This is a genomic window from Blautia sp. SF-50 (assembly GCF_900101315.1).
In the GTDB taxonomy this organism is placed as follows: Bacteria; Bacillota; Clostridia; order Lachnospirales; family Lachnospiraceae; genus Blautia_A; species Blautia_A fusiformis.
This window is the reverse complement of record NZ_FMUW01000009.1, coordinates 21,651-40,876: the sequence shown is the minus strand read 5'-3', so window position 1 is coordinate 40,876 and position 19,226 is coordinate 21,651. Positions and strand designations below refer to the sequence as shown.

Sequence of the window (19,226 nt, the reverse complement as noted above, 5' to 3'; positions counted from 1 at the left end):
AAACCTCCTAATATTGGATCGTCATATTTTTTTTTGCAGGAGACCAGTAACATTCCGGCTCTACTTTACAGGAAAAACAGTTTCTGGAGCTTTTGTCCGCAGTATAGAGCAGTTTTCCAAGAACTGTCGGATCCGTCTGAGCTCTGTGACCACGTATTGCCGCAATGATCGCTTCCATTTCTTCCATAGAAAATCCAAGCTCGTTTAAGATCTGTCCTGCGATAGCAGCACCGGCCTCATCATGAGGAGTGCCATCTTCATACTGTCTGGCCCGTCCGATATCGTGAAGAAGGGCAGTACAGTAGATCAGTTCCTTTGAAACAGGAGCATTTTCCTCAAGTGCCCGGATATAGGCAAGGCGTGCCACATCCAAAAAATGCTCCGGTGTATGTCTGCAGAATTCACGGTCAGTCTCCAGAAGCTGAAGCTTATTAAGCTCATTCTGATAGAGCGGATGATTCCAGATCTGATTCACTCTGTCCATCAGTCCTTGACCATAGCAAGGAACTGTTTCTGAAGCTCCATATTTTCTTTAAATTCACCTCTGGTAACAGTCGTAACCGTTTTGCTTCCCGGCTTTTTGATCCCACGCATGGTCATGCAGGTATGCTCCGCTTCCAGCATAACCATGATTCCCTTAGGAGCGAGAACACGTTCCAGCGCATCTGCGATCTGCACAGTCAGACGTTCCTGGATCTGCGGTCTTCTTGCATACACATCAACGGTACGGGCCAGCTTGCTTAAGCCGGTAACCTTGCCATTTGGGATATATGCGATATGAGCTTTTCCGTAAAAGGGCATAAGATGATGTTCACACATGGAATAAAAGGTAATATCCTTTTCCAGAACCATTTCATTGTTCTCTACATGAAACTGTTTCTGAAGATGTTCATCCGCTTCATTATCAAGTCCGCCATAAATTTCCTCGCGCATGCGGGCGATACGTTCCGGAGTTCCCTGCAGTCCCTCTCTGTTTACATCCTCGCCGATTCCCTCGAGAAGAAGCTTGATCGCCTCTTCAACTTTTGCTTTGTCTACCATAAATAACAACCTCCATTTGTTAAAAAAATCACGTTTTTCGGAGACTGTCTCTTTTATTTTTGCGCATAAAAAAAGATATCTCCAATTGTAATAGAACGTATGTCGAAAAAGCCCTACACAATATGAGATATTCTCTTATATTGCTGCAACGGGTGCGGATTCCATACCGTAAGACGTACTTTTCGTTCTGGCGACAACTCCCCATTCGCCAAACACTTGACGCATAAAATCCTATTTTGCATATCATTCATTTCACGGACAAGTATACCATATACTGATATAAGAAGAAAGGGAAAATGATAAAAAAATATCACAAAAATAGGGAATATGTTCTATGAATTATGCGATAGAATCTATGGATATGTCAGATTTTTGCAGATTATATTCCGACAAATATAAAAAGAATTACAAAGTAGAAAATCCCGGAACAGAAAACTGCTGTTCCGGGATCACAAAGCTGTTAATGACGTATCATTTTCATCAGATTCACAATTCTGTCAAGCTTAGCTGCCTCTGCCGGACTTTTCCCCATTTTCAGAACTTCTATGATAGTGGAGATCTCATCAGAGCTGAAATTTAAGCCCGCATTTTTTCCTTTAGAAGCTGCGCCCATGATAAAAGGCAGAAGTTCGGACGGATTTTTCCCCAATCCCTGATCTGCCAGACCCTGAAGCATGGAAAGCTTCTGAGGGTCCATTCCGGAAAGCCGGGGATTATTTTTCCAGTCATCACTCATGGATTCTCACCTCCTGACGAATCTTCATTCATGATCTGAAGCATCTGGATCGTAGCCATAAGACTGGTGATATGATCGATCTGACGGCGATTTTCTCCGCCACAGCACTTACGGATATCCTGCAGCATTTCCAGAGGATCGGTGCCGGAAAAACCGGTAGCCTGCAGATCGGCTGTTCTACGGCTGCTTTGAAAAAGCGACATGGTATTCCGAAGTTCCCGGACTTTCGTATACACAGATAAAAACCGCTGCCCGGAAGAAGGAAGGTACGGGATCATGGCTTTCAGCATCTGATCCTGGTCACTTTCCACCATTTCATCCAGAGCAGTACGTGCGATAGGCTCCTGTTCCATAAAAAAATCCTTTTTCCTGAAATCTATGAATTTGCAGAAAGAAATATGACAGAAACCTTCTCTGGTCATATTATATATAGAAGAAATTTTTCAAAGGAATGTGATTATGGAATCTGAAAAAAAACAGGAACTTGTCATTGATGGAAATTCTTTTTATGAGATAGATCTGAAATGTCTGGAAGAGAAAAAACAGAAACAGGAGGAAGCAGAAAAACGGCAGCAGAAAAGGCAGAGGAAATAACCTCTGCCTTTTCAAAAGATCAGCAGCAATTGTTGCAGCCGCATCCATTTCCGCACAAAAGCAGAAGAAGGATGATGATCCAACAGCTGTCGTTGCAGCCGTTGTTATTACAGCCACAGCCACTGTTGTTTCCGCAGCAACACATCAGACAGATGATCCAAAGGATACAGGAGCAGCTGTTTCCACCGTTTCCAAACAAGGAAGTTCCGCAGCCATTATTACAGCCACAGTTATTGTTACATCCACATCCTGTGCTGCATCCGGAATCACAACCACATCCGCAATCACATCCACAATTGGTAGCCGCTAAGTCACTCATCGATAAGTCCTCCAGCAAATTTTATTTACACTTCATCATATGGCAGGAGTCCGTCCACAGTTACAAAAAAGTTGACAGTGTTTATTCATTACGATATAATAAACGAAATGTAACATTTTTGTAATTTTTGAGACAAACTAGCTTTTATATCTAAAACAGGAAATGGGGAAAATTATGAAGAGTTTCAGAACAAAAAAATGGCTGAAGGGTCTGATGCTTGCCATGCTGCTGATCGTGGGAAGCACAGTCTTTTCTGCTTCTGCAACAGAGGTACAGGCTGCCACTGCAGGCTTTAAAACTATCAATGGAAAAACATACTACATAAAAAGTGATGGGAGCAAGCAGAAAGGCTGGCTGACCCTGGGCAGATACAAGTACTACTTTAACACAAAGACCGGAGTACAGGTAAAGGGCTGGATGAAGGTCAATGGCAAATATACCTACTATTTTACAAAAGGCAAGGGGGTTATGACAACCGGATGGATGACAGATTCCAAAGGCCATAAGCGCTATTTCAACCCCAAAACAGGTAAGCTTACCACAGGCTGGGTAAACTACAGCAAGGGAAGGAAACGTTATTTTACAAAAAGCGGAGGCATTATGGCAACCGGCTGGCTCACCAACAGCAAAGGGCAGAAACGTTATTTTTACAAAACTTCCGGTTATATGGCAACCAAATGGGTAAAAAACAAATCCAAAAATATCAGCTACTATTTTGCCACCAGTACCGGTTATATGTATACTGGTCTGAAGACGATCGATCAGAAGAACTATTATTTTAAATCCAACGGTGTCATGGCAGTAAGTACCTCCGTGACAGTGAATGGAATTACATACTCCATCGCAGCAAACGGAGTGGCCACTGCGAAGACTACCAAACCTAATGTAAATGTCGGAAACGGAAATGTTAAAATTTATGATACCAGAAACAGCAGATATTACACCATGGTCAAGGAATATAAGAGTCATCCCGGAATTGCAAACGGAAAGACCTCAGATGAAGCACTTCTGGCCGCACTTTGCGAATCAGAAGCAGGCGATCAGGGCAAGATCGGAATGGAAGCAGTAGCACTCTGTGTATTGAATCGTACGATCAAATCAGACAAGGAATTTCCATCTACGATACGAGGCGTGATCTATGAGAATATCGGAAGCAGCACAACCCCACAGTATTCTGTAGTGCGGAACGGGGCCCTTCTCAAACGTCTCAATGGTCAGTTTGAAAACCGTACTCTTGCTTATCAGGCTGCAAGAGAAGCAATGACTATTTTCAATAAACATGTCACTTCCGGCAAGGCCAGGACACTCAGCGGATTTAAACAGAAAGATTTTAATTATATGTATTTCATGATGACCAGCTATTTCTGGAACCAGAATCTGAATTTCAATAAAGTGAAATATGAAACTTACAAAGGCCATACATTTTTTGTAGACTGGGTATAAGCAACATAGTCTCCGGCAGTAAACTTTGAACAAACAGGCGTATGGACATAAAATTGAAAATTTAAGGAGAAGCAAATATGCAGGTAAAAATCTATACGGATGGTGCAGCCCGGGGAAATCCGGACGGACCGGGAGGCTACGGAGCAGTTCTTCAGTACATCGATACCAAAGGCCAGTTACATGAACGTGAACTGTCCAGAGGCTACAAAAAAACCACAAACAACCGGATGGAGCTGATGGCAGCCATCGTAGCACTGGAAGCACTGAACCGCCCCTGCCAGGTGGATCTGTATTCCGATTCCAAATATCTGGTAGATGCTTTTAATCAGCACTGGATCGATGCCTGGCTGAAGAAAAACTGGAAACGTGGAAAAAACGAAGATGTGAAGAACGTAGATCTCTGGAAACGCCTTTTAAAGGCCAAGGAGCAGCATCAGGTAAGCTTCCACTGGGTTAAGGGACATGCAGATAATCCGTTAAATGAACGGTGTGATCAGCTTGCCACATCAGCGGCAGACGGCAATGACCTTTACGTAGATGAAGGAATAAATGGCTTACAGAAATAAAAGTTCCACTTATCACTCACAGAAAAACCGAAACATATCGCGCGAATTTATGCGATCAGCGTAAATTCTGTGCATCGCGAAGCGTGTTACTGAGAACAGAGTAAACAGTAACATTCTGCCACTTTAAGTTGTCAAAGCAATATTAAAATTTCTTGACAAACAAAAAAGCAGTTTGTATACTTCATATAGTATAGTAAAAGGCTTGGAAGGGAAGAAGTAGCTTGAGGAAAACCCCACAGAGAGCAGCCGGCAGGTGAGAGGCGCAGGGTAGAACTTTTGTGAATACATCCCGGAGCTGCGCACCGAATCGGGACTTGATACTGTAAATTATAAACTTTATAATAATAGCGTATTATAGATAGGCTGCGACGGAATGGCACCCGTTATTGTGCTGAAGTGGTTTTATATCTTGATATATATGGATATAACGGGATGTAGATTCACTTTATGAGGCAGGAAATGCGAGTTTTCTGTAAATTTAGGTGGTAACGCGGGACCCGGTTCTCGTCCTAAACGGACAGGAACCGGGCATTTTTTATATGACTATACAGGAGGAAAGAACAATGACAGTTTGGGAAGAACTGAAAGCACGTGGCCTGATCGCACAGGTTACAGACGAAGACGAGATCAAAGAGATGGTAAATAACGGGAAAGCCACATTCTATATTGGCTTTGACCCTACAGCAGACAGCCTTCATGTAGGTCACTTCATGGCTCTTTGCCTGATGAAGAGACTGCAGATGGCAGGAAACCGTCCGATTGCCCTTCTCGGCGGCGGAACAGGAATGATCGGTGACCCTTCCGGAAGAACCGATATGCGTCAGATGCTGACAAAAGAAACCATCCAGCACAATATTGACTGCTTTAAACAGCAGATGAGCCGTTTCATCGATTTCTCTGATGGAAAAGCTCTTATGGTAAACAATGCTGACTGGCTTATGAACCTTAACTATGTAGAGCTTCTCCGTGAGGTAGGTGCTCACTTTTCCGTAAACCGTATGTTGACAGCAGAGTGCTACAAACAGCGTATGGAGCGAGGCTTAAGCTTCCTGGAATTTAACTACATGATCATGCAGAGCTACGACTTCTACATGCTGTACCAGAAATACGGCTGCAACATGCAGTTCGGTGGCGATGACCAGTGGAGCAACATGCTTGGCGGTACCGAGCTGATCCGCCGTAAGCTTGGCAAGGATGCCTATGCCATGACCATCACACTGCTTCTCAATTCTGAGGGCAAAAAGATGGGAAAAACACAGTCTGGAGCTGTATGGCTTGATCCGAATAAGACATCCCCGTTCGATTTCTACCAGTACTGGAGAAATGTAGACGATGCTGACGTTATCAAATGTATGCGTCTTCTTACTTTCCTTCCTCTTGAGGAGATCGACGAGATGGCCAAATGGGAAGGCAGCGAGCTGAACAAAGCCAAGGAGATCCTTGCATACCAGCTGACAGAGCTTGTACACGGTGAGGAGGAAGCCAAGAAAGCACAGGAGGGTGCCCGCGCACTGTTCTCAGGTGCAGATACTTCCCATATGCCTACAACAGAGCTTTCAGAGGAAGATTTTGACGAGGAAGGAAAAATCGACCTGATCACACTTCTTGTAAAAGCAGAGCTGGTACCAAGCCGTTCCGAGGGTCGCCGTGCGATCCAGCAGGGTGGTGTATCCATCGATGGTGAGAAGCTCACCGATATTTACCATACGGTTGAGAAGGATGCTTTTGCAGGGGACGGGATCGTTCTGAAACGAGGCAAGAAAAAATTCAAAAAGATCTGTGTAAAATAATTTCCCATATCTGTGACATTTCCGGGATAAAGCTACGGCATTCCGGAAATGCTGACAGGTAGGGTTGACACAAGGAGGATAACAACATGAAAAAGTACGGAGTGAACGAACTTCGTAAGATGTTCCTTGACTTTATGGAGAGCAAGGGCCATCTTGTAATGAAAAGCTTTTCCCTGGTTCCTCAGGGAGATAAGAGTCTTCTGCTGATCAATGCAGGTATGGCTCCGCTGAAACCATATTTTACAGGTGCTGAGAAGCCGCCAAGAACAAGAGTGACAACCTGCCAGAAATGTATCCGTACCGGAGATATCGAAAATGTAGGTAAAACCGCACGTCACGGTACTTTCTTTGAAATGCTTGGTAACTTCTCTTTTGGTGATTACTTCAAGAAAGAAGCCATCCACTGGTCCTGGGAGTTTCTTACTGAGGTTGTAGGGCTTGATGCAGACCGTCTCTACCCATCCATTTACCTGGATGATGATGAAGCCTTCAATATCTGGAACAAAGAAGTAGGGATTCCGTCTGAACGTATTTTCCGTTTCGGAAAAGAGGATAACTTCTGGGAGCATGGCGCAGGTCCATGCGGTCCATGCTCTGAGATCTACTATGACCGTGGCGAAAAATACGGCTGTGGCAAACCTGGATGTACGGTAGGCTGCGACTGCGACCGTTACATGGAAGTATGGAACAACGTTTTCACACAGTTCGAGAACGATGGAAACGGAAACTACACAACCCTGAAACAGAAAAACATCGATACCGGTATGGGACTTGAGCGTCTTGCTGTAGTTGTTCAGGATGTTGATTCTATTTTTGATGTAGATACAATTTGTGCACTTCGTAATCTTGTATGCGAGATCGCACATAAAGAATATGATAAAAACTATGCCGATGACGTTTCCATCCGTCTGATCACGGACCATATCCGTTCCGCAACATTTATGATCTCCGATGGAATCATGCCAACCAATGAGGGACGTGGATATGTTCTCCGCCGTCTGATCCGCCGTGCAGCACGTCACGGACGTCTTCTTGGCATCGAGGGAACTTTCCTTGCAAAATTAAGTGCACAGGTGATCGAGAGCTCCAAAGCCGGATATCCGGAGCTTGAGGAGAAGAAAGAGTTCATCTTCCGTGTACTGACAAATGAGGAGAATCAGTTCAACAAAACTATCGATCAGGGACTTCGCATCCTTTCCGACATGGAAGAGGATATGAAAAAAGCAGGTGAAAAGACTCTTTCCGGTGACAACGCATTCAAGCTTTATGATACGTACGGATTCCCTCTTGACCTTACAAAAGAGATCCTTGAGGAAAAAGGCTACGGCATTGACGAGGAAGGCTTCCAGAAAGCAATGGAGGAACAGAGAGTCAAGGCACGTACTGCCCGTGAAGTAACCAACTATATGGGTGCAGACGCAACCGTATACGATGATATTGATGTAAACGTAACAACAGAATTTGTCGGCTACGATCATCTTACCTTTGATTCCAAGGTTACTGTCCTTACCACAGAAACAGAGATCGTAGATTCTCTCACAGAGGGACAGAAGGGTACCGTATTTGTAGAGCAGACTCCTTTCTATGCAACAATGGGTGGACAGGAAGGTGATACCGGTGTGATCGAGACTGCAAACGGTAAATTTGTTGTTGAGGACACCATCAAACTCCGCGGCGGTAAATTTGGCCACGTAGGACATATGGAATCCGGTATGATTTCCTCAGGTGAGACAGTATCCCTGAAGGTAAACGAAGAAGCAAGAAAAGATACCGAGAAAAACCACAGTGCAACACATCTTCTTCAGAAAGCACTGAAAACCGTTCTTGGTTCCCACGTAGAGCAGAAGGGTTCTCTGGTAACTCCGGACAGACTTCGTTTTGACTTTGCTCATTTTCAGGCTATGACAGCAGAAGAACTCCAGGCAACAGAAGAGCTTGTAAACAAAGAGATCCAGGCAGGTCTTGATGTTCATACAGATGTCATGGATGTGGAAGAAGCCAAGAAATCCGGAGCAATGGCTCTCTTTGGTGAGAAATATGACCAGAAGGTACGTGTAGTATCCATGGGAGACTTTTCCAAAGAGCTCTGTGGTGGTACTCATGTAAAGAATACAAGCTCCATCATGCTCTTTAAGATCGTGTCCGAATCCGGTATCGCAGCTGGTGTACGCCGTATTGAGGCACTTACCGGCAAAGCAGTTATCGAATACTACAGAAAGCAGGAAGAGCTTCTCCATGAGGCTGCAAAAGCATTAAAGGCCAATACAGCCGAGGTTGTAGAAAAGATCAGTCACCTGCAGGCTGAGGTAAAGGCTCTTCAGAGCGAAAATGAATCCCTCAAGAGCAAAGCTGCCCAGAGTGCACTTGGCGATGTCATGGATAAAGTCGTTGAAGTAAACGGCGTAAAACTCCTTGCAGCCAAAGTTGAGGGCGTTGACATGAACGGTCTCAGAGACCTGGGTGATAAACTGAAAGAGCAGCTTGGCGAAGGTGTTGTCCTTCTTGCAGCAGTAAACGACGGCAAGGTTAATCTTCTTGCAATGGCAACGGATGCAGCTCAGAAAGCAGGCGCTCATGCAGGAAACCTGATCAAAGCTGTGGCAGCGATCGTTGGCGGTGGCGGTGGCGGACGTCCGAACATGGCACAGGCCGGCGGAAAGAATCCGGAAAAGGCTCAGGAAGCTATGGACGCAGCAGCAGGAATCCTTGAAAAACAGCTCACAAAATAACAAAGTTGTGCGTGATTTACAATTTTGACATTTTTTTCATAAAAATCGAAAAAGATGTTGACGAAACCACATGTTATGCTATATAATAACACTCGTGCAAGAAAAATACCCAGACAGTTGTATTTTAGCACAATCTACAACTGGAGGGAGGTTAGGTGTGAGTCTATGTCAAACGTTATCGTAAAAGAGAACGAGACTTTAGATAGCGCTCTTCGCAGATTCAAGAGAAGCTGTGCTAAGGCGGGAATCCAGCAGGAAATCCGTAAGAGAGAGCATTACGAGAAGCCAAGCGTTCGTCGTAAGAAAAAATCTGAAGCCGCAAGAAAACGTAAATATAATTAATTGTGCGCAAAAATCCCTGGCTGTATGGTCAGGGATTTTTAATTAAATAGAAACAGGAACGTTTGACGAAGGAAAGAAATATGAATTTGTTTATTAAACTGATTATCAAACCATTGCGATCGCTCCTTAAATTATTATTTAATCGAATTTTTTATGTAGCTCTGGCTCTTGTTGTGCAGCTGGCATGGCTGCTGATCGCCCTTTTCCGGCTTATGGAATACTCCAGATGGGTGACGATCGGAATGCAGGTCATAGGTTTTCTGGTTGTTCTGTGGATCGTAAATAAAAAGATCAATCCATCTTATAAGCTCGCCTGGACGATGCTGATCCTTATTTTTCCGGTATTTGGTGTTTCCCTGTACCTTCTTTTCGGTAAGTCACGGATCGGCGCTGTAATGGAGCAGCATTACCAGAATCTTATTGATGAAACTGCTGAATACCTGGAAGGCTCAGAGCTCACAAGAAAACGTTTAAACGAAGACGACCGTTCCATGAGGATCCAGTCGGATTACATCTGGCAGTATTCAAGATATCCGGTTCACGAGAATACCACAGCAGAGTATTTTCAGGTAGGAGATGATATGTTTCCGGTTCTGGTGCATGAACTGGAGCAGGCAAAGCATTTTATTTTTATCGAATATTTCATCATAAATGACGGGGTAATGTGGCAGACGATCCTTAATATCCTTGAAAAAAAGGCTAAAGAAGGAGTGGATGTCCGACTGATCTATGATGGCTTCGGCTGCCTTACCACATTGCCATACAAGTATGATCAGGAGATGCGCCGGCGGGGGATCAAATGCGAAGTATTCAACCGGTTCCGTCCGATTCTTAATATAATCCAGAATAACCGTGACCACCGTAAGATCTGTGTGATCGATGGCTGGACCGGTTTTACCGGCGGCATCAACCTGGCTGACGAATATATCAATCAGCGAAAACGGTTTGGCCACTGGAAGGATACAGCCGTTATGCTGAAAGGAGAAGGCGTCTGGAATATGACAGCTATGTTCCTGTATATGTGGGGAATCGTTACCAGAACAGATACTTCTCTTGATTTCGGAAATTATGTTCCGCACAGGTGGCACCCCAACGAATTTCCGGGAAACGGTTATGTCCAGCCATTCTGCGATTCCCCCCTGGACGATGAGATCGTAGGAGAGAACGTTTATCTTAATATTATCAATCGCGCCAAAAACTATGTTTATATCTGCACACCATATCTGATCATAGATAATGAGATGATGACCGCCCTGTGCCTCGCTGCAAAAAGCGGTGTAGATGTCCGGATCATGACACCAGGTATCCCGGACAAAAAAATGGTCTTCCTGCTGACACAGTCTTATTATAAGCAGCTTCTGGAAGCAGGTGTAAAGATCTACGAATACCAGCCGGGATTTTTACATGCAAAATCTTTTGTCTGTGATGACAAAGTAGGCGTCGTAGGAACCATAAATCTGGATTACCGAAGCCTTTATCTGCATTTTGAAGATGGTGTCTGGATGTATAAGAATGATGTGATCCTGGACATCCGGGATGATTTTACAGAAACCCTGGAGTACTGTGATCCCATTGATCTGGCATTCTGCCAGAAGAGAAATATTGTGGTACGTGCCATTCAGAACGTACTGAGAGTTTTTGCACCGCTATTATAAAAACTCTTTGACAGACAACTGTAAATTCTGTATGATATATCAGACGTGAGTTCAATGCTCCCGTCTGATATTGTCTAAAGAAAAATAATTTATAGATACATATGAAATTTTTAGTTATTGGAGGAATTGATTTGAGCCAGAACAAAGAAACAGAGATCCAGCTTCAGTACATTGAAAAATGTAAAGAGCTTCTTGCCAAAAGCAGTACGAAACGTCCCACCTTCCACATCCAGAATGAAGGATGCCAGATGAACTCCATCCAGACAGAGTCTATTGCGGCCATCATGGAAAAAATGGGATATGAAATGGTAGATACCGAGGATGCTGATGCAGTTGTATTTAACACCTGCACAGTCCGGGAAAATGCCAATCAGAAGATCTATGGACATCTTGGACATTTAAAGAGCATCAAACGGGAGCACCCGGATATGAAGATCGTACTGTTCGGATGTATGATGCAGGAGCATCACGTAGTAGAAAAGATCCGCAAGGATTATAAATATGTAAATCTTGTATTCGGAACCCATAATATCCACAAATTCCCGGAGCTTTTTTACCGGACGCTGCAGACCGACGACCAGATCATTGATATCTGGAAGGAATCCGATGAGATCGTAGAGGGCATGCCAACTTCCCGCAAATACTCCTTCAAAACAGGAGTCAGCGTAATGTTTGGCTGCAATAACTTCTGCAGCTACTGCATCGTTCCTTATGTCCGCGGCCGTGAAAAGAGCCGCGAGCCACAGGCCATCATCCGCGAGATCGAGGAACTGGTCGCAGATGGCGTTACTGAGATCATGCTTCTTGGTCAGAATGTAAACTCCTACGGAAAAACTCTGGAAACACCGGTAACCTTTGCAGAACTTCTGAAAGAAGTGGAAAAGATCGAAGGGCTGAAGCGTATCCGTTTTATGACTTCCCATCCGAAGGACCTGTCCGATGAGCTGATCCAGACCATGGCAGAGAGCCAGAAGATCTGTCACCATCTGCATCTTCCGCTGCAGTCCGGAAGCAGCAGAGTCTTAAAGGAAATGAACCGCCGTTACGACAAGGAGAAATATCTGGAGCTGGTAGATAAGATCCGTAAGGCAATCCCGGATATTTCGCTGACAACAGATATCATGGTCGGATTTCCGGGAGAAACAGAAGAAGATTTCCAGGAAACACTGGATGTTGTAAGAAAAGCAAATTATGATACTGCCTTCACATTTATTTATTCCAAACGAAGCGGAACCCCTGCAGCCGGCATGGAAAATCAGGTGCCGGAGGATGTGGTAAAAGACCGTTTTAGCCGTCTTCTTACCCTGGTGCAGGAAAAGGGCCGGGAAAATTCCTCCCGTTTCCAGGGAACCATTCAGGAAATCCTGGTAGAAGACGAAAACCGGGAGAAGGGTACTCTTACAGGTCGTACCCAGCATAATCTCTTGGTTCATTTCCCAGGAGAAAAAGATCTCATCGGCAAATATGTAAAAGTAAGCCTGGATACCTGCAAGGGATTCTATTATTTCGGACATATCGTGGAAGAGTAGAATTATCGACAAGTCCCCACCCACTGCTTATTGTTTTTCGCAACCCCGTTGGGGACTTACCTGATTCGGCTAATTATAAGTTTATATTACCCGCTCATTGCCATTATCGGATGAGCGGGCTTTTTTATTATAAAAATACTGTTTCTATTGACAAATACCCCATGAGGGTATATATTATTCCATATATAGAGGATACCCCATGAGGGTATTTATGAGAAAGGAGAGACAGCCTATGTCTGAAAAGAAAGCCTGTCCCTGCTGTTGTAAAAAACACACTGCACGTTCAGAGGAGGAGAAAAAAAAGCTGATCAACCGTCTGAAACGTATTGAAGGCCAGATCAGAGGCATTATAGGAATGATGGAGAATGATGCCTACTGTAATGATATCCTGATTCAGTCCGCTGCAGTCAATGCTGCAGTGAATGCGTTTAATAAAGAGCTGCTTGCCAGCCACATCCGCACCTGCGTTGCCCGGGATATCCGGGAAGGTAAGGATGAGACCATTGATGAGCTGGTAGCAACCCTCCAGAAGCTGATGAAATAAAGGGACAAACTGGATTTTAGGAGGTACTGAAAGAAAATGGAACAATATAATGTAACTGGTATGAGCTGCGCCGCCTGCTCTGCCCGTGTGGAAAAAGCCGTATCGAAAGTTCCGGGGGTGAATAGCTGTTCCGTCAGTCTTCTGACCAACTCCATGGGAGTTGAAGGAACCGCTTCATCCGGCGAGATCATTGCCGCAGTGGAAGCCGCCGGATATGGTGCATCCTTAAAGGGCGGGGCTGCCGGAGCGAAGATTTCCATGTCTGCGGCAGAAGAAGCACTGGAAGATCATGAAACTCCGATCCTAAAGAGACGTCTTATCACATCCGTAGGATTTTTGCTGGTGCTGATGTATTTCTCCATGGGGCACATGATGTGGGGATGGCCACTGCCGAAATGGTTTGACGGCAATCACGTAGCCATGGGACTGGTACAGCTGCTCCTGGCTGGTATCATCATGGTGATCAACCAGAAATTTTTCATCAATGGATTTAAGAGTCTGTGGCGCCGTTCCCCAAATATGGATACTCTGGTAGCTCTTGGCTCCATGGCATCCTTCCTGTGGAGCGTCTATGCACTGTTTGCCATGACAAGAGCACAGGCAGACGGAGATTCTGCTGCAGTTATGAATTACATGATGGATTTTTATTTTGAATCTGCAGCCATGATCCTGACACTGATCACCGTAGGAAAAATGCTGGAGGCCCGTTCTAAAGGAAAGACAACGGATGCGCTTAAAAGCCTTATGAAGCTGGCACCCAAAACTGCGGTTGTGGTACGAAAGGGACAGGAACTTACCGTTCCTATTGAGCAGGTTCAGAAAGGAGAAACCTTTGTCGTCCGCCCGGGAGAGAATATTCCGGTGGACGGAGTGATCCTGGAAGGAACCACAGCAGTCAATGAATCCGCACTGACCGGCGAGAGTATCCCGGTTGATAAAGAAACCGGAGATATGGTTTCTGCGGCAACCGTGAATCAGTCCGGATTTATCAAATGCGAAGCGACCAGAGTGGGAGAGGATACCACCCTTTCCCAGATCATCAAAATGGTCAGTGATGCGGCAGCCACCAAGGCACCGATCGCAAAGATCGCAGACCGTGTTTCCGGTGTGTTTGTACCGGCAGTGATCACAATCGCAGTGATCACAACGATCATCTGGCTTCTTGCAGGACAGACCTTCGGTTATGCTCTGGCAAGGGGGATTTCCGTTCTGGTCATCAGCTGCCCCTGCGCACTTGGCCTTGCAACACCGGTTGCCATTATGGTCGGCAACGGTATGGGTGCCAAAAACGGAATCCTTTTCAAAACAGCCGTTTCTCTTGAGGAAGCAGGAAAAGTCCAGATCGTCGCTTTGGATAAAACCGGAACCATTACAAGCGGTCAGCCGGAGGTAACAGATATTCTTCCGGCTGAGGGAGTTACAGAAACAGAGCTTCTCATGCTGGCCTGTGCACTGGAGAAAAAAAGTGAACATCCACTGGCAAAGGCAGTTCTAAAAAAAGCCGAGAAAGAGAACCTTGCCACAGGTGAAGTAACCGGCTTCCAGGCACTTCCGGGAAACGGACTTTTCGCTATACTTGGAAGTGACAAACTGACAGGCGGAAGCCTGAAATTTATCAGCAGCCAGACAAATGTTTCCGCAGACCTTAACAGGAGAGCCGAGCAGCTTGCAGAGCAGGGAAAAACGCCCCTTCTTTTCACACGAAACGGTAAACTTCTGGGAATCATCGCAGTTGCGGATGTGATCAAGGAAGACAGTCCCCGTGCAGTAAAAGAGCTTCAGAACATGGGAATCCGTGTAGTTATGCTTACTGGTGACAATGAGCGTACCGCAAAAGCCATCGGAGCTCAGGCAGGAGTTGACGATGTGATCGCAGGAGTTCTTCCGGATGGAAAAGAAAGTGTGATCCGCGCTCTGAAGGAGCAGGGAAAGGTTGCCATGGTCGGTGACGGTATCAACGACGCGCCGGCACTTACAAGAGCCGATATCGGAATTGCCATCGGTGCAGGAACAGATATTGCCATTGATGCGGCAGATATCGTTCTGATGAAGAGCCAGTTAAGCGATGTTCCAGCGGCAGTACGTTTAAGCCGCGCCACACTTCGGAATATCCATGAGAATCTTTTCTGGGCATTTTTCTACAATATAATCGGCATTCCCCTTGCAGCAGGTGTCTGGATCCCGCTTTTCGGATGGACTTTGAATCCGATGTTCGGAGCTGCGGCCATGAGTCTTTCCAGCTTCTGTGTTGTAACAAATGCACTGCGTCTGAATCTGTTTCAGATCCACAATGCAGCCAAAGACAAAACGATCAAAAATCCGGTAACATTACACATCAGTCATGATGAAAATATAAAAGAAGAAAAGGAGAACAAAACAATGGTAAAGGTAACGGTCAATGTAGAAGGAATGATGTGCGGACACTGTGAGGCACACGTAAACAAAGCCATCCAGGCAGCTTTCGGAGCAGAAGACGTAGTTTCTTCCCACGAGAACGGAACAACTGTATTCTCTGTACCTGAGAAGGTTGACGAGGCAAAGGTTGAAGAAGTGATCAAGGAAGCCGGTTACGAGTTTAAGGGAATCACCCAGGAATAAACCGGATTTTTAAACCACATATTTGCCAAATGGCCAAAAGAAACAGTTCTGTAAAAGCGGAGCTGTTTCTTTTGTCTCATACAGAAAAAATTTTCCACTTCTATAAATCCGGCTAATATCTTTATAGTTTATTCTGAAAAAGCAGGATTATCCGCCAAATTGGTTTTTATTTTCAATTCTCTTATGCTATACTGATAGCGATTATGGATATAGGAACGATAACAGAAATCGTTAACATCATAGTAGTAGAGAGGAGCGCATTATGAGCGGATTTTTTGGAGTAGCATCGAAGGATGACTGTGTACTGGAGCTTTTTTACGGAGTGGATTACCATTCTCATCTGGGAACACGCCGCGGAGGTATGGCTGTTTACGGAGAACATGGATTTGACCGTGCCATCCACAACATTGAGAACACGCCTTTCCGTACAAAATTTGACGGAGATGTGGGTTCCATGAAGGGAAATATGGGAATCGGATGTATTTCTGATTATGAGCCTCAGCCCCTTCTGTTCAGTTCCAGGATCGGCAGCTTTGCCCTCACTTTTGTGGGAAAGATTAATAATTACGATGAACTTCTGCAGCAGCTGTATGATACGACCAAGGTACATTTTCAGGAGATGACCAATGGAACAGTCAATGTGACCGAACTGATCGCTGCACTGATCTGTGAAAAGGACAACTTTGTGGAAGGTATCCAGTACGTACAGGGACTGATCGACGGCTCCATGACTCTGCTCCTTATGACAAAAGACGGAATTTATGCAGCCCGTGACAAGATGGGCAGAACTCCTGTGGAAATTGGCCGCAAAGAAGGGTCATACTGTATTTCCTTTGAAAGTCATGCCTATATCAACCTTGGATACGAAGATTATAAAGAACTTGGCCCCGGAGAGATCGTATTCGTAACAGCAGACGAAGTCAAAACTCTGGTTGAGCCCGGAAAGAAAATGAAGATCTGTTCCTTCCTCTGGGTTTACTACGGATATCCGACAGCCTCTTATGAAGGTGTAAATGTAGAGGAGATGCGCTACCGCTGTGGAAGCATGCTTGCAAAGAGAGACGGCGATTCCGTGCACCCGGACATTGTAGCCGGTGTTCCGGATTCCGGCATTGCCCATGCCATCGGATACGCCAATGAATCCGGCATTCCTTACGCAAGACCATTCATTAAATATACACCAACCTGGCCCAGATCTTTTATGCCGACCAATCAGAACCAGCGTAACCTTATTGCCAAAATGAAACTGATCCCGGTACGTGCGCTGATCAAGGATAAAAAACTTCTTCTCATAGACGATTCCATCGTACGTGGCACCCAGCTTCGCGAGACAACCGAATTTCTGTACCGCAGCGGAGCCAAAGAGGTTCATGTCCGTCCTGCCTGCCCGCCAATCATGTACGGCTGCAAATATTTAAACTTCTCACGTTCCAAATCTGAGATGGAGCTGATCGCCCGTCAGGTGATCGAGAAGAGAGAAGGCCCCAACTGTCCGCAGGAAGTTCTGGATGAATATGCAGATCCACATACAGAGAAATACGAGCAGATGGTACAGGATATCTGCGAGATGCAGAATTTTACAACTCTCCGTTATCACAGACTGGATGATCTTCTGGAATCCATTGGGATCGATCCTTGTAATATATGCACATATTGTTTTAACGGTAAAGAATAAAAAACAGAGCTGCTGTTTCAGATGAGCCTCCTTAACTCCCGGTTGCATTTTGGATATCTGAGGCTTATAATAAATGCGGATATATCTTTTGTGGTATATCCGCGTTTTTTATGTCATGGGAAATTATTTCGTAATGTTCCAATGACAGAGTATCAAAAAAAAATTTTCAGGAGAATAAACATGATTTTTCCTATAAAAGCCGTGATATTTGATGCAGACGGCGTCCTTCTGGATTCGCTCTCTGTTTGGAAGGAGCTTGGAAAACGATATATTACAGATCTGGGATATCAGCCGGTTGCGGAAATGGACGAAATCCTTTTTCCCATGAGTATGGAGCAGGGAGCGGACTGGCTGAAAAACAGGTTTACTCTTGCGTATTCCGAAGAAAAGATCGTGATGGATCTGAAATCCCGGATCCGTAAATACTATTTTGAAGAGGTCCCGGCAAAATCAGGTGCCAGAGAACTTCTTCAATGCCTTGCAGAACAGAAAATCCCGGCTGCGGTGGCAACCTCAAGCCCCAGGGAACATATCTGCCGGGCGCTGGAAAGAAACGGACTTCTTTCCTTTTTTGATAAAATCTATACCACCAGTGAGATCGGAGAAAGCAAACATTCTCCGAGGGTCTATCTTACGGCTGCAGAAGCACTGGGAACGGAGCCATCCCGGACGCTGGTTGTGGAGGATTCACTCTACGCGTTGCAGACTGCCGGAAATGCAGGATTTCTGACTGCCGGTATTTATGACGCATTGGGAGAACCGGATCAGGAACAGCTGAAAAAGGATGCCTATATCTACTGTCGGGATCTGACAGAGTTACAGAACTATATATTCACAGAAAACGGAGGAAACCAAAGATGAAAACAGCATTAACCATCGCAGGCAGCGATTCCAGCGGAGGAGCCGGGATCCAGGCCGATATTAAAACCATGATGGCAAACGGAGTATACGCCATGAGTGCCATCACCGCGCTGACTGCCCAGAACACCACCGGTGTCACAGCCATCCAGAATGCAACCGCAGAGTTCCTGGGTCAGGAGCTGGACTGTATTTTTACGGATATCTTTCCGGATGCAGTAAAAATCGGAATGGTTTCCGAAAGTGATCTGATCCATATGATCGCAGGAAAGCTCCGACAGTATCGGGCAAAAAATATCGTGGTGGACCCGGTTATGGTTGCCACAAGCGGTGCAAGACTGATCAGTGAGGAGGCGGTGGATGTTCTGAAGGAAGAACTGTTTCCTCTTGCAGATCTTCTCACCCCCAATATCCCGGAAACCGAGGTGCTTACCGGACGGAAGATCAAAAGCGCCGATGATATGATCGAAGCTGCAAAACAGGTTTCCGAGCAGTATCACTGTGCAGTTCTCTGCAAGGGCGGACATAAGCTCAATGATGCCAATGATCTTCTCTATGTGAATGGAACATATCAGTGGTTTGAGGGAAAAAGGATCGACAATCCCAATACCCACGGAACAGGATGTACTCTTTCCTCGGCCATCACTTCCAACCTTGCAAAGGGATTTTCCATGGTGGAATCTGTAAACCATGCCAAGGACTATATTTCCGGAGCCCTTGCTGCCATGCTGGATCTGGGAAAAGGAAGCGGCCCTATGGATCATGGCTTTGCGATAAAGAACAATTATACAGAGGAGGCATAAGATT

The 19,226-nt window shown here is 45.3% G+C and carries 18 protein-coding genes and 1 riboswitch; of the genes, 13 read left to right on the top strand and 5 right to left on the bottom strand.

Features of this window, described 5'->3' with window-relative positions; genetic code table 11:
* Positions 1 to 7: 7 nt before the first annotated feature.
* From BLP57_RS07560 to BLP57_RS07545, 4 genes are all read right to left on the bottom strand, one after another.
* On the bottom strand, positions 8 to 484 hold the full coding sequence (locus BLP57_RS07560) for an HD domain-containing protein (protein WP_092070544.1): 477 nt from the start codon (positions 482 to 484) through the stop codon (positions 8 to 10).
* Complete coding sequence (gene folE / locus BLP57_RS07555) at positions 484 to 1,041, bottom strand: GTP cyclohydrolase I FolE (RefSeq protein ID WP_092070541.1); 558 nt, start codon at positions 1,039 to 1,041, stop codon at positions 484 to 486. Before folE ends, BLP57_RS07560 begins: the two co-directional genes overlap by 1 nt.
* Before the next feature lie 144 nt (positions 1,042 to 1,185).
* A riboswitch (THF riboswitch) is annotated at positions 1,186 to 1,282 on the bottom strand.
* A gap of 219 nt (positions 1,283 to 1,501) precedes the next feature.
* Complete coding sequence (locus BLP57_RS07550) at positions 1,502 to 1,777, bottom strand: hypothetical protein (protein WP_015524936.1); 276 nt, start codon at positions 1,775 to 1,777, stop codon at positions 1,502 to 1,504.
* On the bottom strand, positions 1,774 to 2,130 hold the full coding sequence (locus BLP57_RS07545) for a hypothetical protein (protein ID WP_022426549.1): 357 nt from the start codon (positions 2,128 to 2,130) through the stop codon (positions 1,774 to 1,776). The genes BLP57_RS07550 and BLP57_RS07545 overlap by 4 nt, the downstream gene beginning before the upstream one ends.
* A 106-nt stretch (positions 2,131 to 2,236) precedes the next feature.
* On the opposite strand from BLP57_RS07545, the gene BLP57_RS18430 reads away from it, so the two are divergent.
* A complete protein-coding gene (locus BLP57_RS18430) occupies positions 2,237 to 2,371 on the top strand; it encodes a hypothetical protein (RefSeq protein ID WP_255363762.1) in 135 nt (44 codons plus the stop codon).
* A gap of 19 nt (positions 2,372 to 2,390) precedes the next feature.
* On the opposite strand, the gene BLP57_RS07540 is transcribed toward BLP57_RS18430, so the two are convergent.
* Positions 2,391 to 2,690, bottom strand: coding sequence for a hypothetical protein (locus BLP57_RS07540; protein WP_092070538.1), 300 nt, complete (start codon positions 2,688 to 2,690; stop codon positions 2,391 to 2,393).
* Between the two features lie 174 nt (positions 2,691 to 2,864).
* Here BLP57_RS07540 and BLP57_RS07535 point away from each other — a divergent pair, with 174 nt between their 5' ends.
* The 12 genes from BLP57_RS07535 to thiD all read left to right on the top strand — a co-directional run bounded on the left by BLP57_RS07535 (position 2,865) and on the right by thiD (position 19,222).
* Positions 2,865 to 4,133 (top strand): cell wall hydrolase, encoded by a 1,269-nt coding sequence (locus BLP57_RS07535; RefSeq protein ID WP_092070535.1) that lies wholly within the window; start codon positions 2,865 to 2,867, stop codon positions 4,131 to 4,133.
* Positions 4,134 to 4,210: 77 nt separating this feature from the next.
* Complete coding sequence (gene rnhA, locus BLP57_RS07530; RefSeq protein ID WP_021651464.1) at positions 4,211 to 4,699, top strand: ribonuclease HI; 489 nt, start codon at positions 4,211 to 4,213, stop codon at positions 4,697 to 4,699.
* A gap of 563 nt (positions 4,700 to 5,262) precedes the next feature.
* Complete coding sequence (tyrS, locus tag BLP57_RS07525; protein WP_015524942.1) at positions 5,263 to 6,489, top strand: tyrosine--tRNA ligase; 1,227 nt, start codon at positions 5,263 to 5,265, stop codon at positions 6,487 to 6,489.
* Positions 6,490 to 6,575: 86 nt separating this feature from the next.
* The gene (gene alaS / locus BLP57_RS07520; protein ID WP_092070532.1) at positions 6,576 to 9,218 is read left to right on the top strand and encodes an alanine--tRNA ligase; all 2,643 of its coding nucleotides are present in this window, start codon (positions 6,576 to 6,578) and stop codon (positions 9,216 to 9,218) included.
* A gap of 165 nt (positions 9,219 to 9,383) precedes the next feature.
* Positions 9,384 to 9,560: a 30S ribosomal protein S21 gene (rpsU, locus tag BLP57_RS07515; protein WP_004222305.1), complete on the top strand. Its 177-nt coding sequence runs from the start codon at positions 9,384 to 9,386 to the stop codon at positions 9,558 to 9,560.
* 80 nt (positions 9,561 to 9,640) lie between these two features.
* Positions 9,641 to 11,215, top strand: coding sequence for a cardiolipin synthase (gene cls / locus BLP57_RS07510; RefSeq protein WP_092070529.1), 1,575 nt, complete (start codon positions 9,641 to 9,643; stop codon positions 11,213 to 11,215).
* A gap of 101 nt (positions 11,216 to 11,316) precedes the next feature.
* Positions 11,317 to 12,744, top strand: coding sequence for a tRNA (N6-isopentenyl adenosine(37)-C2)-methylthiotransferase MiaB (gene miaB, locus BLP57_RS07505; protein ID WP_092070526.1), 1,428 nt, complete (start codon positions 11,317 to 11,319; stop codon positions 12,742 to 12,744).
* A gap of 232 nt (positions 12,745 to 12,976) precedes the next feature.
* A complete protein-coding gene (locus BLP57_RS07500; protein WP_059085725.1) occupies positions 12,977 to 13,288 on the top strand; it encodes a metal-sensing transcriptional repressor in 312 nt (103 codons plus the stop codon).
* A gap of 36 nt (positions 13,289 to 13,324) precedes the next feature.
* Positions 13,325 to 15,886, top strand: a complete 2,562-nt coding sequence (locus tag BLP57_RS07495) for a heavy metal translocating P-type ATPase (protein ID WP_092070523.1) — start codon at positions 13,325 to 13,327, stop codon at positions 15,884 to 15,886.
* Between the two features lie 262 nt (positions 15,887 to 16,148).
* Positions 16,149 to 17,561, top strand: coding sequence for an amidophosphoribosyltransferase (locus BLP57_RS07490; RefSeq protein WP_092070520.1), 1,413 nt, complete (start codon positions 16,149 to 16,151; stop codon positions 17,559 to 17,561).
* Positions 17,562 to 17,741: 180 nt separating this feature from the next.
* Entirely contained in the window at positions 17,742 to 18,422 is a 681-nt protein-coding gene (locus BLP57_RS07485; RefSeq protein WP_173741506.1) for an HAD family hydrolase, read from the top strand.
* Positions 18,419 to 19,222: a bifunctional hydroxymethylpyrimidine kinase/phosphomethylpyrimidine kinase gene (gene thiD, locus BLP57_RS07480; RefSeq protein WP_092070515.1), complete on the top strand. Its 804-nt coding sequence runs from the start codon at positions 18,419 to 18,421 to the stop codon at positions 19,220 to 19,222. Before BLP57_RS07485 ends, thiD begins: the two co-directional genes overlap by 4 nt.
* Positions 19,223 to 19,226 lie beyond the last annotated feature (4 nt).